The following is an 18314-nucleotide window of genomic DNA, read 5'->3' on the forward strand; positions in this document are numbered from 1 at the left end:
GGACTTAGCTGGCGAGCTGCAGGATCGTGCCGACACGGTGCCGGAACGTGTGGGTCGCGAGCGTGCGGGCCTGTCCTGCCGCGGCAATGGTCGTGCGTGCCTGATCATCCCTCAGGTAGCGTTCGATCAACGCGCTGCATTCGTCGACTGAACGCCATACCGCGACCTCGCGGTCGGGGTCGAACAGCGTATGCAGATTGTCCTTGAAGTCCGTCAGCAGGAAAGTGCCGACGCCGGTGGCTTCGAACAGACGCATGTTTCCGGCCTCACGCCCGGCCTGGTCGATATGCGAGTTCAGCGTGATGCGGGAGGCGCGCAGCGCCTGATACATTTCCACGCCCCAGACCTCGCCCTGGTAGCAGCGGTGCAACGGCGAGGAGGCGGGCAGCGTGTGCAATCCGCTGCCAAACAGTTTGAGATCGTAGCGCCGGGCGACCGCCTCGAGCTGGGCGACGCGCTGCTGGTGATCGGCCGAGATGGCGCCGACGAACGAGACGTCGATGTCGCGCGGCGGAGCCGGCGGAAGGATGTCGAGGATCTCCGGCTCGAACGCCAGGTGGATCATCTCCGAATGCGCGCCGTGGGCGCGGAAGGACTCGACCACGGCCGAGATCTGCGAGATCAGGAGATCGTAGACCGACCAATCCTCGCCGCGTGATGGCAGAATTCCGACCTGGCCGACCAGGATGGGACGGCCGATCTGCTTGATCCGGCGCGCCAGGCGCGTGTCGACGTGAAACAGATCCTGGTTGAGCACGAGGTCCGGCTTGAAGTCCTCGACCTGGGCCAGCAGGATCTGCTCCGACTGCGCGTCGAGGCGAGGGCTCAATCCGATCTTGCGCGCGAAGGGCCGCAGCGCCGGCTTGAACGGCGCGACAACGCGCTGTAGCCAACCCGGAACGGCGTCGCGAGCGACAGTGCCGGGCGGCGGCGGTGGCTCGACGGCGAGGCCATGTTCGCGCGCCCACGCCGTCTGCATCCAGGCGTTGTTGACGTGGATGTTGGCGGCCGCGTGCCCGAGACCAGCGAAATTGCGCGAGTAAAAGTCGGCAACCCCGAACAGGCTGGCATTGCGCGCCGCCATCTGCGCGTCGTAGGCGGCGCCTTCGAGGCCCGGATGACGCCGGTAGAGCCAGGCGAGAAAGCGCGGATAGTCTGCATTGAGGATGAGGACGCGCACGGCGGTTACTTTGTCCGTTCGAAGTAGCTCCGCGGCATCACATACCAGAGCAGGAAGAGGACGACGGTGCCGTGGGTGAGCAGGGCGACCGTGAGTGGCACGTTGAGCAGAATATGCGGCAGTATGCCGCCAGAGACCAGGACGAAGCGGTCCGGCAGCCCGGCGGAGGCGCGGTTGCCGAGCGCCAGCACCAGGCCCGATATCAGGGCCGTCAGCGGCGCGAGATAGGGGCCGACCGAAGCGATGCCCTCGGTTGCAAAGAGGGACGCGTTGAGGTTTCCAAAGCCGTAGGTGTTCTGCATCACGATCGACAGCGGGTCCTGATAGGGACAATGCGTCACCGTCTTCAGGAACGAGACGTGACAGAACCACGTGAGCGGATGGTAGGAAAAATACTCGTTGTAGATGTCGAGTGCGCTCGATGGCGTCGCTATCATCCGGATGTTGACGACGTCGAAATATCTTCCGGCCAGGCTTTCACCAAGCGACGTCTTGGTCATTGAGATGGCAATGAGGCCCGCAAGTATGGGGAGAAACAGCGACAGGATGACCGATGTCCGCGTCTCGAACAGACGCGCGAGGATGACCAGAACGACCAGCCAAGCCGGCGTGAAGAAAGCGAACTTGGTCAGTGTGATCGGATACAGGAGCAATAGTAGCAGCAGCACGATCAAGGCGCGCCAACGATACCCTCGCAGCCAGCAACAGGCAAAAACGAAGGGCAAGAGCGTGCTGGACGTCATGCCGAGGAGGTAGCGGATCGCGGCCGGGAATTCGAGCTCGTTGCGGTAGTCGTAGATCTGGCCAATCGACACCAGCTTGAAATTGTAGCTTGAGGCCACCGCGATCGTTGCCGCGGATATCGCCAGGACCAGGTTGATAAGGCGCTCGAAGTTCTTGTCCGAAATGGCTACGACCTGCCTGATTGGTGCCCGGATGAACAGTGCCGGGATCAGGAACAGCACGAGCGAGAGCCCTGCCGAAATGCCGGCGGCCATACGGTCGTAGTTGTATTTCGAGAACGTATCGATCCACAGGAAGCCGAGGATCATGGTGTAGAGATAGAAGCCGGCGAAATAGCCGAAGCTGAAACGGGCGGCGACGAAGAGCAGCGACACGGTCGAAAAGCACAGTGCGATCGTCACCGCGAGCCACATCCGCTCTTCGTTGAAGAAGATGTAGAATTGATAGTTCGCGACCTTGATCAGCGACAGGCAGGTGACCGCGCTGTGAAGGGCAACCAGGACAGTCAGTCCGGGCCTCGACTCCAGTCGGGATCGCACATCGGAGATGATGCCGGGAACTGACGCCATGACAGACGGGATGCCTGCGAGCCGGGGCCGATCAGGCCAGTTCGAGGGTGCGTTTGAAATAGGCGATCGTCTCCTTCAAGCCGTCCTCGAGCGCGACCTTCGGCTGCCAATCCAAAAGCGCCTTCGCCTTGGTCAGGTCGGGCTGGCGCTGTCGCGGGTCGTCCTGCGGCAGCGGCTTGAAGATCAGCTGCGAGCGCGAGCCGGTGAGCGTGATGACCTTCTCGGCGAGCTCGCGGATGGTGAACTCCGAATTGTTGCCGAGGTTGATCGGGCCGGTCACGGCCTCTTCAGTTACCATCAGGCGGGTGATGGCTTCGACGAGATCGTCGACATAGCAGAACGAACGGGTCTGCCCGCCATCGCCGAACACGGTGATCGGCTCGCCCCTCAGCGCCTGTACGATGAACGACGACACCACGCGTCCGTCGTTCGGCTGCATGCGCGGACCATAGGTGTTGAAGATGCGCGCGACCTTGATCGGCAGGCCGTGCTGCCGCCAATAGTCGAAGAACAGCGTCTCGGCGCAGCGCTTGCCTTCGTCGTAGCAGGAGCGGATTCCGATCGGGTTGACGTTGCCCCAGTAGTCCTCGGTCTGCGGATGGATCAGGGGATCGCCATAGACTTCGCTGGTCGAGGCCTGGAATATCCGCGCCTTGAGCCGCTTTGCGAGCCCCAGCATGTTGATGGCGCCGTGCACGGATGTCTTGGTGGTCTGCACGGGGTCGCGCTGGTAGTGGATCGGCGAGGCCGGGCAGGCCAGATTGAAGATCGCGTCGACCTCGATATAGAGCGGGAAGGTGACGTCGTGTCTGACCGCCTCGAACATTGGGTTTGCGATCAGATGGGCGATATTGCGCCGGCTGCCGGTGAAGTAATTGTCCACCGAGACCACCTCTGCGCCCGTTTTGAGCAGCCGCTCGCAGAGATGCGATCCGATGAAGCCGGCGCCCCCGGTCACGAGGATGCGGCTGTTCCTGTAGTTTTCAAACGGCATGATCAGTTCCAGATTTGTTCGCGCGGAGCGGCCGGCTGAGTGGTACCGGCAACGGCCGGGCTCGCCAATAGCCAAGTGGCTTTATGGGTATAAGGTGTTTAGATACCGCCCCTTTGCATGGGGTTGTTTTCGATATTTTTGTGGGGCGCAGGAGGACGCGGGACGACTAGAACTCCCGGCGCTTCAGCCAGGCGCGCGCCCCCCAATGACCAAAGCACCAGGCCGATTGGATCAGCGGCAGGTGCTCCACGTTGCGGTAGATGTGCCAGACCCATTTGGCGGAGCGTACGGGACGGCTGGAGACCGAGGCGCCCCTAACGCGGTAGCGGGCCAGATCCTCATTGAGGCCGAAGGCGGTGTGGCCGGGCCTCAGGATCGAAAGCCACAGGCAGAAGTCGTCGTAACCCTCGTTCGTCATGGTGACGGGGCCCGCGATCTCGCGGTCCACCAGCGCCGTCAATGTCGCAATCGAGGTGTTCTTGAGCAGTTGCGCATAGCTGAGCGAGCCCGGCACCTCGATCAGGCGGCCGGTGGTCGTATTGCTCTCGTCGATGCGGCGGAAAGCGGTGTAGCTGAGCGCGGCGCGCTTCTCGCGGGCAAAGACGAGCTGCCGCTCGAGCTTGTTCGGCAGCCACAGATCGTCACTGTCGAGGAAGGCGAGATAGCGGCCCTGCGCGTGGTCGATCGAGGCCTGGCGCGCCAGCGCCGGACCGCCGTTCTTCTCCTGCCGGATCAGCTTGACCCGTGGATCGCGTGCGGAGATCGCCTCGATCAGCTCGGGCGTCTTGTCGGTCGAGCAGTCGTCGGCGATCAGGAGTTCCCAATCCGCAAAGGTCTGGGCCTGGACCGAACGGATCGTCTCCTCGATGAAGCGCTCGACATTCCAGGAGGGCGTGATGATCGAAACGAGCGGCATTGATCCGGTATCCGTTCAGGTCGTGCCAACGGGCTCGGCGATCGCGGTGCGCAAGGACGCCGCGAAGGTATCGAGCAGCTTTGGGTCGCTGATATAGAGTTCGCCAGGATACGACCGGCGCCAGGCGGATTCGAAATAGGGGGCGCCCTTGCCCGGATCGAACGGGCCTGCGCGCAACGCTTCGCGCAATCGCGCGGGCACGTCGCCCAGGCGGTCGACGGCATGGACCAGCGGGCAGGAACGGTAGAAGGCATCGCCCATCACCACGACCGGCTTGCCGAGCAACAGCGCCTCGGCGCCCGATTTGCTGTTGACGGAGATGACAGCGTCGGAGCGGTTGAGCACGGTGTAGTTGTTGGTTTGCGGCGGCAGCAGGACGAAATTGTCGAACCGGCGCGCCAGCTCGAACAGACGGTCGGCCGAGATAGCGCCGATCTGGGCCGGATGCTCCTTCACCACCAGCAGATGCGAGTCCGGGATGGTACGCAAAAGGAAATCGACGGTCGCGACCTGATCGAGATAGTCGGGCGAGCGCAGCGTCAGCGCCATGTCGGCGGGCACGTGGAAGGGATAGTAGACGAAAGGCGTTTCCGGTATCGGCTTGTAGAGCTTGCGCAGCCGCGTCGCATTGAGTGCCATCGCCGCGTGCACGCGGGCATGGCGCAGATTGTGTCCGAACTCCTGATGCTTGCCGAGCGCGAATTGGTCCCAGAGCTTTTCGGCGAGGCGCTGCGCATTGCGCAGGTTCGTGACCTTCTTGAAGGCCGCCGAATATTGATGCTGGTCCTTTTTGGGGATGACGATCGCACGCTGTCTCAGCGTGTCGTCGAGATAGGCCTGGACCTCGGGCGACACGATGTCCGCGGGCTTCGCCATCACGTCGGGCGCGGCGAGGCTGTCGGGCGTGAAATACATCCGGCCGCGAAAGAACGACGGCTCGATGAACCAGTTGCGGAGGCCGCGGCGCTTTGCGGCGTAGAAGCTTGCGATCACCGAGAGGAACCCACCGAGCTCCTGGACCAGTTCGGCGGGTTTACCCTGCGCCTCCAACCTGTCCAGCAAGGCCTCCATGGCGTTGGCATAGATCATGAACCGCCGGCGCAGCGCGGCAGTATCGCGAATGCCGAAGGTGAAGCGCTCGTGGCTGAACAAGAAGTTGCTGCCGTCGAGCCCGTACTGGACGATACGCGCGTCAAAAGCCTCGCGATCGTCGGGAGCCGGCCCGACTTTGAGTCCCCCACGGTACATGTTGGTGACCGGCACGCCTTCCGCTTCCGACATCTCGGCGCTGCGATCGTCGAAGGCGAGCAGCTCGACGTCATGTCCTGCGGCACGCAGCCGCTGCGCCACCGGAATCCAGAACCGGGTCTGGTATTCGGCGAGTGTCGTGATGAGGATGGTCGTCGAAGATGCGGTCATGTCTCTATGCGGTGTTCGATCGCGATGCTGGCCAACGGCAGGCCCGTCGTCACGCAGCGTGCGCGGTTCGCGGCATACTGTGCGGGGTTTGCACTGTCATGGCTGGCGATGCGCCGAAGCAAGGCCTTTACGTAGGCGGGCTCGATCCGCTTGTCGCGCCGGGCCGGATTGACCTGGCCGCGCAGGCGCTCCGTCGCGGCGGATCCGAGCAGTGCGCTGGCCGCGCCCTTGGCGATCTGGCCGAGGCTCGGCTTGGTGCGGGTGCCCTTCACAGTCGCCATCAGCGAGACATAGGGCCGGCGTGAGTTCGGCGCGTTGGTTAGGACGTCAGCGACCCGTTCGGCGGCGAGGCCGTCATTGAGATGGAAGAAAGCCTCGATGTCGGCGGCGTGAACGCGTGCGAAATCGAATGTCTCGGTCTCGCTGTCGATGCGATCGATCGCGCCCAGCAACTCGTCGAACGACGCGACTGCTCGGCTTACGCGCGCCGGCAGCGCAGCGTGGCCCGCGGTGGCCGGCGTGTTGAGATAGTCGAGCTGTAGCGGTAGTTTTCCGAGCAGCACTGATTCAACGGCCGTACCGCAATTGAGATGAACGACCGCGGCAGCGTTGCGGATGCGATCAAGTACGCTGCCGGTGCCGTCGACCCAGACATTGGCGTGGCGGGACAGCGCGTTGCGATAGACGTCCTCGTTCTCGAAGGGATGGGGACGGACGAGGATGTCATGATTGGGCCGGGCCGCTGCCAGGCGGTCGATTTCGATCAGATAGTTGGCGAATACCTGCTTCAGATCCGCCATGAAGCGGTCGACATAGTCGGCGTCCCACCCGGCGCGGATCATGGCCTCCCGTTCGCCGCCCGGCTTGCCGGCGAAGCGCGAATTCACCAGCGGGAAATTGGCATTGACGAGCAGGTAGCCGCGCGGCTCGCCGTCGAGCAGCGCGCGCCAGCGCGGGGCAGCAAAGTCGAAACGCGGGCATCCGGTGAGGTGAAGCTGCTGCGGCTCCATGGCTCCGGCGGACTCGAATGCGTCGTGGAGGCAGCTGCCCCAGAAGAAATAGCCCGAGAGAATGTCTGCATATCCGCTGCTCTTGATATGCGCGGCCATTGCGGGCGGCGAGTTGCCGCCTCGCTCCGCGAGCACGCCGCCCTCGGTATCGAGCACGTAAAGAGCAAGGCCCCCTTGCGCGAAGCTTCGCATCAGGTCGAGATTGGCCGCACGCGCATAGTTGACAACCAGCGCGTCGAGTCCGAGCCGCGGTACGTCGACCGCCTGCTCGTACATCGGTACCAGGACGGCGAGGGCGCCGCGGCGCGCGAGCTGGTAGCCGAGCAGAACGGCTCCCGCCAAATCGCGCTTGGGGTGATCGACGACCAAGCCTATACGCAAGATTTGGCTCCCGGCAGATCCGGCTCAAAGACGCATTGCAGCGCGCTCGAGATCCGTCACGGGCCCGACTGCCCGGAAGCGCGGCGGCGGCTCCGGGAAAATGCGTGGCTGCTGGATATAGGTCGCGGTGTAAAGCAGGCGGTTGTGTTCGGATAGGATGCGGCTACCCATGTGCAGGCAGCGCGCAGTGTTGACGATGAACGACGACAGGCGCGGTGCGATCATCTCCTTCACCACATTCGGGCCGGTCTTGGCGAAAACCTGAGCGTCGCTCATGTGGCTCTTGATCGTATTGCGGAACGGCTTCGACGGCCCCGCTGGAATGAAGGTGAAGGGACCGTCGGCGCTGTCGCGCACGTCGGTCAGGTAGATGAATAGCTTGCAGACACGTTTGTCGTCATGATCGAGATGCCAGAGCTGAGAATAGCTCAGCGCCTGGTTGGGTGTCGGCTGCGACAAGGTCAGGAGAACGTCTGACAGCTGCGGCAGGTCATGCATGAAGTCGCCGATGATGCGCAGCGCGGCCGGCTGCATCGCGTAGCGTACGAAGGGATGGTCCGTCGCAAACGCGCCGTTGACGAGGTCCTCGTCAAGCAAGCTGACCCAGAACGATTTATGTCCGAGCTTCTGCTTTCCAGCGAGCTCGTTGAGCCGATCCACCTTGTCTTCGGTAATGGCCGACACAGCTTCCGCGAGACTGCGGTCCACGATCGATGAGACATCGACGTAGCCGTCTTCGGCGAGCCTGCGGCTGGCGTCGCTCCATTCTGGCTTCGAGGGAAGCTGCTTCAGAAACTCGATGCGCTTGCTGCGTGCGCCCAATTGGAGGCTGGTCAGGGCAGCCTTGGTGACCCAGCCGAGATCCGTGCGGTTCACGTGCCAGAGCAGGCGGCGGAGCTGGCTGATTTTCTGCTTCTTCGGAGCAGAGCGATCTGTCGTTGCATTCACCATCGTCATGGTGTTGGCTCCCAGCAATACAAAAAGCCATCGTTGTGGATCGACGGCGCAAACGGCATGCGTTCGCGCGCGAGAATGCGAACTCGGCCCTGGCGCTCATAGTCGCCGAGCGTGGAGAACAGCTCTGTCTGGTAGTCGACGGACCGAATATAGAGGAAGCTGACGATATCGCGCGGATTGGTCAGGTTCAGAAGCTCGGTGGTCGGCTCGATATTGATGACGCGCTTTGGCCCCGCGGCAATGATGTTGTCCACGACCTCGCGCACGTCGTAGGGGATCTGCTCGATGCAGAAATAGGTGAAGACGACTTGATTCCTGATGGCGGAATAATTTGGGTCCGTGCCATTGGTGAGATCAATTCGGTCGAGCGAAATCCGGTCGGACAATCCGTAGTGCGCCGCGATCTCGCGGCCGGTTGCTATCCCGTTCGGTGCAATGTCGAAGCCCCTCAATGTCCATTCAGGATGATTGAGGTGCAGCGAAAACAAATTGTAGCCAAACCCCGCGCCGAGCTCGACGATCTCGTTGACGCCACCGGCGTGATGCGCGATGAGATCGCCGAGTGCCTTGGCTCGGTAGCGATAGTAGTCGTCAGCCGCAATTCGACAGATCTGGTTGTTGACCTTCCTGAGAGACTGAGCCGGATTTGCAGGGATCAGGAATTCCTCGAGCGTACCGGCACTGGCCCAGGCCTTGGCAGACATCACCCGGTGCCAATTCAGGAGATTGTATTCCGAATTGACGACCTCCGCGGTCCGCTTCACGCGGCGTGTGGCAAGGCGATAGATGCTCTTTGCGGCGTCGAGCGAATAGGTCGTTGCCCGATCCGACAGCGACGCCGGAGCAAGACCTTCCATCATGCTGTTCGCGTCCGTCGTGCTCATTCCGTCGATCCGGCGAATGTCCATTCAATTGCTTTTGGGTACCAGTCCCATCAGTTGGCCCACAGCGGGAAAGATGGTGCGGTGCCGCTTTTCCAGAACCAGAAAGTACTGGAGGATCCAGGTAATCAGGCAGAAAACCATGGAACCGAAGCCGAGCTTTAGCACGCTGTTGAATTGAATGTAACCTGCAATTATCGCTAGAAGAATACTTCCAACAATCAGGATTGCAGCCTGGGTTCCGATCGCCTTTGCGAAGCGTTCTCGCTGAAGATCAAGCGCGCTGCGCAACTCCACGATTTGCCATGGCAGAATCAGGACACTCCCCACGACCTGGCCGAGAATCAGTGCCCGCTCGGCGTAGAGGTGCAGTGTCGCGGCGGACACGACCGCCCAGATCACGAGCTGGATTCCCATTAGCCAGTTGAGTCGAGCCTGGACCTCGGGGCGCGTGAGAAAGATGAGGGTGCCGATCGCGATGTATTGCGTGCAGATCGGAACAAGGAAGCTCAGGCCCATCCAACCGGCATATGGCTCAAGCAGCGGGCCGATCCATATCCGCATGATGTCGGACGACAGGATTGCAGCCGCAACAAACGGTGGCACGGTGAACATCGGCAACATGATGAGACCAAACTCACCCAGGCGTTGGAACGTCGTGGAACTGCCGCGCTCGTCGAGGCGGCTCGCGACCGGGAGCAGGGCCGACGTCAGCAGCCCCACCACCGTCTTCGATACGCGCGATAATCGTACCAGCGCGTCATAGGTGCCGACACCCTGGGGACCGAACAGCAGGCCGATCAGGAAGGGCTGGAATGGCCCGGCAACGCCGCCCATCAACTTGCCCTGCAAGAGGAGCGAGCAACGGTGCAGCAGGTCTCGCCTAATTTCCGAGGTCCAAGGCGCGAACCGGACGCGCTTTTGTCTGAGAGCGACCGTTGCCGCAATCAGGATCGCGAGCGCACGCGCGACGAGCGTGGCGAGATAGATGTAGGCAACAATCTCGAAACCCGTCGGTGCCCGGGATGCCAGAATGGTCAGCCCGACATAACCGACCGTTGAGGTCACCTCAGCGATACGCAGAAGATTGTAGCGCTCGAAGCCCTTTACAATGCCTTCCCACACCAGCGACGGAATGAAGACCAGGTTGGCGATTGCGGTGCAGTGCAGTATCTCCGTGAACTTTTCGACATGGGCGCTGTCGACTTTCATCGCGCTGGTCAGGAGCGGCGTTCCAAACCAGATCGCCACGCTCACGATCAGCGCTAGGACAACCGCGATCATGCTGAGAAAAGATATCTGTCGGCTTGCCAGGTCCCAGTCGCGATGCTCCCTGGCGCGTGCGACTGTCTGGGTGGCGACCTCGGAAAGACCGAGATCGAGCACTGCCATCATGCCGCTCGGTAACAGCAGCCGTGTGATCACGATGAGACCGAATTCTGTGACGCCCCAGGTCCGGATGATCACGGGAATGATCACCAGCCCAAGAATGGCGGCCGCGCCGAAGGCGATGATTGACGTGACCGTATTGAGGATCAGGCGCTTGATCATCAGCTACCAGGCGCTCAGACCGCCGTCGACCGCGATGTTCTGGCCGGTCACATAAGAGGCCGCATCGGACACCAGGAACAGTATCGCGCCCACCATCTCGTCGGCGCGCGCCATGCGGCCGAGCGGAATGCGGTCACCATAGCGCTGCTTGAAGGTCTCGTTCTGTCCGCTCTCGACCCCGCCAGGCGTCAGGGTGTTGACGCGAACTCCCTTCGCCGCCCAATAGGTTGCCAGGTGCTTGGTCAGGCCGATAACGCCGGCCTTCGAGGCCGTGTACACCGCGGGTGTGTTGATGGCGCGGCCGAGATATTCGGAGCCCTCGTAGATGCGCTGGTCGGGCGCCATCAGCCCGTAGATCGACGCGGTCTGCACAATCGCGCCGTAGCCGCGTTCGGCCATCAGGCCGCCGAATACCTGCGCGACATTGAACATGCCGTCGAGATTGATGGACATGATCTCGCGCCAGGTTTCCTGCGAGAATCTCTCGACGGGCGCGAAAAAGGCGTCGACATCGCGTGTCTTGCTTGCGGCATTGTTGAGTAGGATCGAGACCGGTCCGAGATCACTTTCGATGGCGCTCGCCGCGTCGCGCACCGCGTCGGGCCGGGTGATGTCGCACGCATAGCCCTTGGCGCGAATCGAATGACGCGATGCGATCTCGGCCGCCGCACTGTCAGTCGCTGCCTGGTCGAGGTCGACGAGCGCGACATTGGCACCGAATTCCGCAAGACCATCGGCGAAACGTAGTCCGAGAATGCCGCAGCCGCCGGTGATAACGGCCGTGCGGCCGCTGAGGTCGAACAGCGCCTTGAACTTCGTGGTCATCGCTCTGCCCTCAAGCCTTGAGCCGTTGACGGAGCAAGAGCTCCACCAAGGCGAAATCGAGATCGGAATCGATGTCGACCGAACGCTCTTCCGGCATTTCGAACAGGCGGGTGTCCGGATAGAAGACCGCCGGATGTTGCAGGAACGGTTCGACGCGCCAGACATAGATCGACGCATTCATATCGAAGCAGCGTGGCGCGTCCTGGCGTCGCACGATCGGAGAATCGGCGGATTTTGACAGGCCGACGCTGCCGTCGGTGCGCTGCTCGACCAAATTGAAATAGGGCGAGCGTCGTGCCGGCGCGCCGGTGATGACGTTGCGGGCCCCGGACTGCCGCAACAAATCCACGGCGCCGGTTATGTCGGAGGCAAGGCGCAGCGGCGAGGTCACGTCGAGATCGACAAAGATCTCCGCCGTCTTGCCGGTGCGGGCTATCGCCTGTTCGAGGCAGTGGCGAATCGCCGGCAGTTTCGGGGCGGTATCGGTGGCCATCTCGTCGGGGCGCTTGACGGCAATGTCGGCGCCGGCCTTCAGCGCGGCCTCGAGCAACGCATCGGAATCGCTGCTGAAGGCGATCGTATCGAACAACGCGGTTTCGCGCGCCTGTGCGATGCTCCAGGCGAGCACAGGCCTGCCGATCAGATCGCGAGAGTTTTTGCCCACGACCCCCTTCGAGCCGCCCCGTGCGCAGATCGTGCAGATCAGGCTCATGGCGAGATCCAGCTCTCCGAGTGCAGCGCGCGCTCACTCGCGTCGATCAGATGCATGACGCCCAGAGCTTCCGGCAGCGAGCAGACCGGGCTTGTGCCGCGCATGGCCGCGACATGCATGTCGCGATAGCTCTGATCGCGCTCGCTGGCGATGTCCGTTGCTTTCCCGTTGACCGTGAGGCGGCTGCCGACGAGGTCGGCTTCGATCGTGTCACTGTCGAGATTGATGCGGAGGCGGCGGATGCCCTCGCGGTCGAGATAGTCCATGTGGACGTGGACCGATCGTGCCCGCTGCATGTCGAGCAGGAGGTCGAGGTGATCGTCGACGTCGATGTCGCGCGCACCCGACGCGCCGCCGAGTGCTGCGACGCGGTGCCAGGGGCCGAACAGCCACAAGAGATAGTCGAGCTCGTGACTCAGATCCCTGAGCACGCCGCCGCCGGCATCGGCGGTCGCGGAGGCTGTTGCGCGATGATCGCGGCCGGGCCGCCAATCCCTGATGTCTTGTCCGACATAGGCCGTAACCGTGATCACCTCGCGCTCCCTGAGCCTCTCGGCGAGGGCCGTCATCACCGGGTGGAAGCGCAAATTGTAGCCTACGCTGATATGGGCGAATGGATAATTCGGCGCGGGCGCGGGTTTTGCGAACAACGGTTTCTCAACTAGCACCGACCCGCGAAAGCCGGCCCGTGCGAGCGCCTGCAAATCGTCCGCGTGGCGCGCGGTCTCCGTGGCGACGACCGCGTAATCGGGGCGCACCTGTGTGACCGCAGTCTCGATTGACCTATGGTCGCCGCCGTCGCGGCGGCTCACAGTGGCGATTTGCAGACCGAGTTCGCGCAGGACGCGCGCATGCCGGAGTCCGATCGAGCCCAGGCCAATCACGACGGCGGTCTTGGAGGTCACAGGAATACCTCGTGGAACTCCGCGTGTGCCTGCTCGAAATCTTCCATGCGGCCGATGTCGAGCCAGTATTCGCGGATCGGATAGACCGCGACGAGTCCCTTGCTGGCGATAACACGCTCCAGCACGGTCGGCATGTCGATCCGTACGCCGAGTTCGACATGGCGAAATACTGAGCGGCCGATCACATAGATGCCGGCACTGACGAACCAGCTTTCCGTAGGCTTCTCGCGGATGGTCTGGAGAAAGCCTTCGGACGTCGAGACCACGCCATAGGGCACGTGCACCTTGTGCTCGCGCACGGCCATCGTCGCTTCCGCCGTCGTTCCATTGTGGAAGTCGAGAAGCGAGCCATAATTGATCGTGGTGAGGATGTCGCCGTTGGTCACGACCATCGGCAGGTCCGGCGGCGTCGGAAAAAGTCCGAGGGCGCCGGCAGTCCCCAGGCGCTCCGTCTCATGGACATATTGGATATTCGCGCCGAAGGAGGAACCGTCGGCAAAATGGTCCCTGATCATGTCGGCCTTGTAGTTGACCGAGATGAAGATGTTGCCAAAGCCCTGTTGTACGACGTTGCGGACGATAGTCTCGAGGAGCGGCCGGCCGCCGACATTGAGCATCGGCTTCGGCACGTCCCGCGTCAGCGCACCGAGGCGCTCGCCGAGCCCCCCGGCCATGATCAAAACCGGGTTCGGATAGTGGCGCGGCTCAAGCAGTTCATCGAGTGTTTCGACCACGACCAGATGGCCGCCCTCGTCCAGCAGCGGAAGCTGCTTGATCGACTTCTGCCGCATCAAATGCAAACGTTCGTCGCGCGACAGCGTCGACGGAGCTGAGATCGGCGCCCGATTCATCACATCGGTCGCAAGTCCCGTGAGCGAAATGCCGCGGAGCAGGCCGCGCCGGATGTCGCCGTCCGTGACCACGCCAAGCAGGCGATTCCGCTCGTCGAGCACGAGCGCAATCTGAATACTGCCGTTTTCGATCGCAGCAATGGCCTCACCCACAGTCGCCTGCGTTCCAACGACGGCTTTGCGCCAGGATTTCATGGCAATTTGCCTCGTATACGCCGGTTTTCGGGGGCGCCCCACGGGTGATTCAGCTATATCGCGGCTGGACGAGGCGGCGTCAACCCCAAGACCGCCACCTCGGATTGTCCTTGTTAACCTACGCGATTTCCGGTCCGGATCGGTGGTTTGAAGACCCTAAGTCCAGCCGGTAAGATGGGGGCGCAGGGGAGTCGTGATGGACGATCTCATCATTATCGGCGGTGGCGAGCACGCCTTTGTGGTCTACGAGGCGGCGCTGCTGTCCGGCCAGTTCAATCTGGTCGGCTTCATCGATCGCCAGCCGGTCAGGCTCGGCGAGCTTCCCTATCTTGGAACCGACGAGGTCGCGCCGAACTATCCGCACGTCGCCTTCGTGATTGGAATTGGGACGCTGCAGGCCGGGCCGGCGCGCGCGCAGATGGTCGGCCGGATGCTGGTCAAGCGCTGGGCTTCCGTCATTCATCCGCGCGCAATCGTCTCGCCATCGGCCAGGATCGGAATGGGTACTGTCATCCTGCCCGGGGCCATCGTTAACGCGAGAGCCGTGATCGGCGATCATTGCATCATCAATTCCGGCGCCATCGTCGAGCACGACGTGCGCATTGGGCATTGTACGCATCTGTCGCCCGGAGCCGTCGCCGGCGGTGGCACCGAGATCGGCGACAATTGTTTTGTTGGTCTCGGAAGCCGAGTGCGGGATCACATCGCCATCGGCAACGACACGTCCATTGCGATGGGCTCCGTTGTCACGGCCTCCTGTCCCGAAGGATCCGTGCTGAGTGGGGTTCCGGCAAAGCCTCGCGGCTAGACGGGATCGTCCGGCTCGAGCGCGCGCGGGGCCGGCGTTCCGATCAGCGACCAATAGTCGATTGGCGGACGGCCAGAGCCCGGACGTTTGGCGATGATGTCCTCCGCCCCAATGATTTCGCCGGCCTCCAGCGACCGCGCCGCAACGAGGCTCTTGCGTGCCACCGGAACATTGCCGACCTCCGAGTCTTTTGGCGCCTTCACGCCGTCGCCGAGCGCTGTCTCGACATTGCGGATCGCCACCACCATCCGTTTGAACTCTTCCGGCTCGATCGACGCCGCATGATCGGGACCTTCGGCTCTTCGATCGAGCGTCAGGTGTTTTTCGATGGTGGTTGCGCCGAGTGCGACGGCGGCGAGCGAAATCTCGAATCCGTCGGTGTGATCGGAATAGCCGACAGGCAGCTGGAATGCGGTTCGCATCGTTGCCATCGCAGCGAGATTCACATCGGTGGTCGGGCAGGGATATTCGGTGGTGCAATGAAGCAGGCTGACGTGTCGCGCGAGCGCAGCGCGCGCAGCCGGGTCGCGCCACGCGGCGCGGAACGCGGCAAAGCTCGGCGGATCGCTGTGGCGGGCATAACCGTGCGCGAGTACGCTCAGCGCCTCCTCGATCTCTCCCAGGGTCGCCATTCCGGTCGACAGGATCAGCGTCGCGCCGGCCCTCGCCACGGCATGCAGCAGCGGAGAATTGGTGAGATCGCCCGAGCCGATCTTGATGCGCGGCAGCTTCAGCGACACGAGGAAGGCGAGCGAGGCATGGTCGAACGGTGTCGACAGGAACTCGATGCCGCGCACAGCGGCGCGCGCGATCAGCGCCTGGTGCGCAGCCTGCGGCAGTTCGAGCCGCGTGAGCATGGCAAGCTGGCTCTCGGCGGCATCCGTCGTACGTTGCTGATAGTTCGCCTTTCTCGCAGCACTGGCCGCGAGCGACTTTGCATTGAACGTCTGGAACTTGACGACGTCGGCACCGGCCTCGGCTGCGGCATCGACCAGCGCCAGCGCCTTCTCCAGGCTGCCATCGTGATTGACGCCGGCTTCCGCGATGATCAGCGTGCGGCTTGCGGTCATGGGCGCGCTCCAGTCTCGTAAAATCCCTTGCTCAGGAGCGACCTGAAATCGGGAATGCCGGCGACGATGTCCACAAATCGCCGGCTGGATTCGCCGTCACCGTAGGGATTGACCGTCGCTTGGCGCCCGCGGATCAGGGCTTGCGCAATGGCGGTGGCAATCGCGCCGCGCTCGGGAGAGGCGTGAAACACCGACGCCGCGCGTTCGCGGCCCTGCTGGCGCTCACCGACGTCGACCGTGGGAACGCCGAACGAGGGCGCTTCGAGGACGCCGCTCGAGGAGTTGCCGATCACGAGATCAACCTGGTTCATCAGGCTGAGATAGCGAAGCTGGCCTAGCGAAGCGACGGCGATGCTATTCGGTCGTCCCGCGACGAACGCCTCGATCCGGCCATTTAGCGCGCGGCCCTCGGCATCGGCGTTGGCGAGCGTGAATATCAGGCTGAAGGCGGGATCGAGCGTCGAGAGCGCCGCGAACAGCTCCTCCAGATCGGCGACCGAACGTCCCGATTCGACCGTCACGGGATGGAATGTCACCAGCGCATTGCGCCTCCCGAGCGCCATCCCGACCGCGCGGCCGGTGTCGTCGCGATCCAGCAATGCCAGGCGCTTGATCGCGTCGATGCCGACCGAGCCAATGGTATGGATCCGCGACGGATGCTCGCCGAGCTGGATCAGCCGCCGGGTCGAGCCTTGGTTGCTGGTGAAATGCAGATGCGACATCTTACTGATGGCATGGCGCGTCGATTCGTCGATTGCACCTTCGGTGACGTCGCCGCCGAACAGATGCGCCATCGGCAGCCGCATGAACATCGCGGCTTGGGCGGCAGCGAACATTTCAAAGCGGTCGCCAAGCACCACGACCAGATCCGGCTTGAGGCGCGAAAACGCGTCGGCAAATCCAATCACCCCCAGCCCGACCGATTTTGCGACGCCGGCACCCGTGTCGCTGCTGAGCAGCGTTTCGACCGTCTCGTCGACGGCAAATCCTTCGTCGCGGATGTTGTCGAAGGTGTAGCCGAACTCGGGCGCGAGATGCATGCCGGTCGCAACGAGCTGAAGTGTCAGATCGGGGGCTTGCCGGATCGCGCGCATCGGCCAGACCAGCAGCCCGAAATCAGCCCGGCTCCCGGTGACGAAGCAGATCTTGCGCGCGGCGTCACTCATCGCGTGCCCTGATGCTGGCGCTGCTCGGCAAATTGATCAGCCGCCGTTCGATCGATTCCGCCGTCGCCAGGTCGCCGCGCGGACTTGTCGCATACATCGGCAGCTTGTGCATCAGCGTCCATGCCGGACGTGCGCCGAAGCCGGCATTGTTGAGCGCGGCGAGCACATCGTCGCGCTGGTCGGCATGGGCCTCGTCGAGCAGGATCGCATTCAGCCAATAGTTGCTCGTGGTGTCGGCAGGCTCGCGCGAGAAGCGCACGCCGGGAATATGCGCGAAGGCGTGCTCATAGGCTGCAGCGAGCTTGCGCTTGTTCTTGAGGAATCCGTCGAGTTGCTCGAGCTGGGCGCAGCCCAGCGCGGCGTTCAGGTTGGGCAGGCGGTAGTTGAAGCCGACCTCGTCATGCACGAACGCCCATTTGTGCGGCAGCTTCGCGGTTGTCGTCAGATGTTTCGCGCGGCGCCCCAGCTCTTCGTCATTGGTAAGGATGGCGCCGCCACCGCCAGTCGTGACGATCTTGTTGCCGTTGAAGCTGAGCGCCGCCAGGCGGGCCTGCGATCCGACCGCGTGCCCCTTGTAGGTCGAACCGAGCGATTCCGCTGCGTCTTCGACCAGCGCGATGTTCCAGTCCCTTGCCAACGCGGCGATCCCGTCCATGTCGACGGGATGACCGAACGTGTGCATCGGCGCGATCGCCGCGATCCGGCGACCGGTCTCGCGATTGATGGTGCCGTTTGCGGTCCGCCCCGCGACCGCATCGAGGCGCGCGGCGAGCGCGCCTGGGTCCATGCCGAGCGTTTCGAAGGAACTATCGACGAAATGCGGGGTCGCGCCGCAATAGGCGATGGCGTTCGTCGTCGCGATGAAGGTCAGTGCCGGCGAGATCACCTCATCGCCGGGCTCGACGCCGGCGAGCCGGAAGCAGGCGTGCAGCGCTGCCGTTCCGTTGACCACCGCAACGGCGCGCTTGGCACCAGTCACCTCCTCGAGCATGCGCTCGAAGCGGTCCACGAACTGTCCAACCGAGGAGACGAACGTACTCTTGATACATTCTTCGAGATAGGCAATTTCGTTGCCGGCAAAGACCGGCTCGTGCAGGCTGAGCACGCCGTTCGGCGTTCCAACGGCGCGCCGCGCAGCGTCGACCACAGCTCTTACTTCGAAAACGGACCTGGTCACGGC

The 18314-nt window shown here is 62.9% G+C and carries 17 protein-coding genes; 1 reads left to right on the top strand and 16 read right to left on the bottom strand.

The window, feature by feature from the left end; genetic code table 11:
• Positions 1 to 4 precede the first annotated feature (4 nt).
• From QQL28_RS10910 to QQL28_RS10970, 13 genes are all read right to left on the bottom strand, one after another.
• Positions 5 to 1180: a CgeB family protein gene (locus QQL28_RS10910; RefSeq protein ID WP_284264679.1), complete on the bottom strand. Its 1176-nt coding sequence runs from the start codon at positions 1178 to 1180 to the stop codon at positions 5 to 7.
• A 5-nt stretch (positions 1181 to 1185) separates the two neighbouring features.
• On the bottom strand, positions 1186 to 2493 hold the full coding sequence (locus QQL28_RS10915) for a hypothetical protein (RefSeq protein WP_284264681.1): 1308 nt from the start codon (positions 2491 to 2493) through the stop codon (positions 1186 to 1188).
• A 31-nt stretch (positions 2494 to 2524) separates the two neighbouring features.
• Positions 2525 to 3487: a UDP-glucuronic acid decarboxylase family protein gene (locus tag QQL28_RS10920; protein ID WP_284264683.1), complete on the bottom strand. Its 963-nt coding sequence runs from the start codon at positions 3485 to 3487 to the stop codon at positions 2525 to 2527.
• A 166-nt stretch (positions 3488 to 3653) separates the two neighbouring features.
• Entirely contained in the window at positions 3654 to 4403 is a 750-nt protein-coding gene (locus QQL28_RS10925) for a glycosyltransferase family 2 protein (protein WP_284264685.1), read from the bottom strand.
• A gap of 15 nt (positions 4404 to 4418) precedes the next feature.
• The gene (locus QQL28_RS10930) at positions 4419 to 5822 is read right to left on the bottom strand and encodes a capsular polysaccharide export protein, LipB/KpsS family (RefSeq protein ID WP_284264687.1); all 1404 of its coding nucleotides are present in this window, start codon (positions 5820 to 5822) and stop codon (positions 4419 to 4421) included.
• Entirely contained in the window at positions 5819 to 7213 is a 1395-nt protein-coding gene (locus QQL28_RS10935; protein WP_284264689.1) for a surface carbohydrate biosynthesis protein, read from the bottom strand. Before QQL28_RS10935 ends, QQL28_RS10930 begins: the two co-directional genes overlap by 4 nt.
• Before the next feature lie 24 nt (positions 7214 to 7237).
• Positions 7238 to 8170: a hypothetical protein gene (locus tag QQL28_RS10940; protein WP_284264691.1), complete on the bottom strand. Its 933-nt coding sequence runs from the start codon at positions 8168 to 8170 to the stop codon at positions 7238 to 7240.
• Positions 8167 to 9054, bottom strand: coding sequence for a class I SAM-dependent methyltransferase (locus QQL28_RS10945; protein ID WP_284264693.1), 888 nt, complete (start codon positions 9052 to 9054; stop codon positions 8167 to 8169). Before QQL28_RS10945 ends, QQL28_RS10940 begins: the two co-directional genes overlap by 4 nt.
• A 24-nt stretch (positions 9055 to 9078) precedes the next feature.
• On the bottom strand, positions 9079 to 10602 hold the full coding sequence (locus QQL28_RS10950; RefSeq protein ID WP_284264698.1) for a lipopolysaccharide biosynthesis protein: 1524 nt from the start codon (positions 10600 to 10602) through the stop codon (positions 9079 to 9081).
• 3 nt (positions 10603 to 10605) lie between these two features.
• Positions 10606 to 11427 carry an SDR family oxidoreductase gene (locus QQL28_RS10955; protein ID WP_284264701.1) on the bottom strand — a complete coding sequence of 274 codons (822 nt, stop codon included), beginning with the start codon at positions 11425 to 11427 and terminating at the stop codon, positions 10606 to 10608.
• Between the two features lie 10 nt (positions 11428 to 11437).
• Positions 11438 to 12139 (bottom strand): acylneuraminate cytidylyltransferase family protein, encoded by a 702-nt coding sequence (locus QQL28_RS10960; RefSeq protein ID WP_284264703.1) that lies wholly within the window; start codon positions 12137 to 12139, stop codon positions 11438 to 11440.
• Positions 12136 to 13044, bottom strand: coding sequence for a Gfo/Idh/MocA family protein (locus QQL28_RS10965; protein WP_284264705.1), 909 nt, complete (start codon positions 13042 to 13044; stop codon positions 12136 to 12138). The genes QQL28_RS10960 and QQL28_RS10965 overlap by 4 nt, the downstream gene beginning before the upstream one ends.
• On the bottom strand, positions 13041 to 14090 hold the full coding sequence (locus QQL28_RS10970; protein ID WP_284264707.1) for a nucleotidyltransferase family protein: 1050 nt from the start codon (positions 14088 to 14090) through the stop codon (positions 13041 to 13043). Before QQL28_RS10970 ends, QQL28_RS10965 begins: the two co-directional genes overlap by 4 nt.
• 196 nt (positions 14091 to 14286) lie before the next feature.
• Between QQL28_RS10970 and QQL28_RS10975 the strand changes: the two genes are divergently transcribed.
• Positions 14287 to 14898: an acetyltransferase gene (locus QQL28_RS10975; protein WP_284264709.1), complete on the top strand. Its 612-nt coding sequence runs from the start codon at positions 14287 to 14289 to the stop codon at positions 14896 to 14898.
• On the opposite strand, the gene neuB is transcribed toward QQL28_RS10975, so the two are convergent.
• The 3 genes from neuB to QQL28_RS10990 are packed head-to-tail and all read right to left on the bottom strand — an operon-like array spanning position 14895 to position 18311.
• Complete coding sequence (gene neuB / locus QQL28_RS10980; protein ID WP_284264710.1) at positions 14895 to 15968, bottom strand: N-acetylneuraminate synthase; 1074 nt, start codon at positions 15966 to 15968, stop codon at positions 14895 to 14897. The genes QQL28_RS10975 and neuB overlap by 4 nt on opposite strands.
• A complete protein-coding gene (gene neuC, locus QQL28_RS10985) occupies positions 15965 to 17134 on the bottom strand; it encodes a UDP-N-acetylglucosamine 2-epimerase (protein ID WP_284264712.1) in 1170 nt (389 codons plus the stop codon). Before neuC ends, neuB begins: the two co-directional genes overlap by 4 nt.
• Positions 17127 to 18311 (bottom strand): LegC family aminotransferase, encoded by a 1185-nt coding sequence (locus QQL28_RS10990; RefSeq protein WP_284264714.1) that lies wholly within the window; start codon positions 18309 to 18311, stop codon positions 17127 to 17129. The genes neuC and QQL28_RS10990 overlap by 8 nt, the downstream gene beginning before the upstream one ends.
• Between the last annotated feature and the right edge of the window lie 3 nt (positions 18312 to 18314).

This window comes from Bradyrhizobium iriomotense (assembly GCF_030160715.1).
Taxonomy (GTDB): domain Bacteria; phylum Pseudomonadota; class Alphaproteobacteria; order Rhizobiales; family Xanthobacteraceae; genus Bradyrhizobium; species Bradyrhizobium iriomotense.

Bases quoted from the DNA above. Each gene is read 5' to 3' on its own strand.
- QQL28_RS10915 (WP_284264681.1), bottom strand. From the start codon at position 2,493: ATGGCGTCAGTTCCCGGCATCATCTCCGATGTGCGATCCCGACTGGAG.
- QQL28_RS10920 (WP_284264683.1), bottom strand. From the start codon at position 3,487: ATGCCGTTTGAAAACTACAGGAACAGCCGCATCCTCGTGACCGGGGGC.
- QQL28_RS10925 (WP_284264685.1), bottom strand. From the start codon at position 4,403: ATGCCGCTCGTTTCGATCATCACGCCCTCCTGGAATGTCGAGCGCTTC.
- QQL28_RS10930 (WP_284264687.1), bottom strand. From the start codon at position 5,822: ATGACCGCATCTTCGACGACCATCCTCATCACGACACTCGCCGAATAC.
- QQL28_RS10940 (WP_284264691.1), bottom strand. From the start codon at position 8,170: ATGACGATGGTGAATGCAACGACAGATCGCTCTGCTCCGAAGAAGCAG.
- QQL28_RS10945 (WP_284264693.1), bottom strand. From the start codon at position 9,054: ATGAGCACGACGGACGCGAACAGCATGATGGAAGGTCTTGCTCCGGCG.
- QQL28_RS10950 (WP_284264698.1), bottom strand. From the start codon at position 10,602: ATGATCAAGCGCCTGATCCTCAATACGGTCACGTCAATCATCGCCTTC.
- QQL28_RS10955 (WP_284264701.1), bottom strand. From the start codon at position 11,427: ATGACCACGAAGTTCAAGGCGCTGTTCGACCTCAGCGGCCGCACGGCC.
- QQL28_RS10960 (WP_284264703.1), bottom strand. From the start codon at position 12,139: ATGAGCCTGATCTGCACGATCTGCGCACGGGGCGGCTCGAAGGGGGTC.
- QQL28_RS10970 (WP_284264707.1), bottom strand. From the start codon at position 14,090: ATGAAATCCTGGCGCAAAGCCGTCGTTGGAACGCAGGCGACTGTGGGT.
- QQL28_RS10975 (WP_284264709.1), top strand. From the start codon at position 14,287: ATGGACGATCTCATCATTATCGGCGGTGGCGAGCACGCCTTTGTGGTC.
- neuB (WP_284264710.1), bottom strand. From the start codon at position 15,968: ATGACCGCAAGCCGCACGCTGATCATCGCGGAAGCCGGCGTCAATCAC.
- neuC (WP_284264712.1), bottom strand. From the start codon at position 17,134: ATGAGTGACGCCGCGCGCAAGATCTGCTTCGTCACCGGGAGCCGGGCT.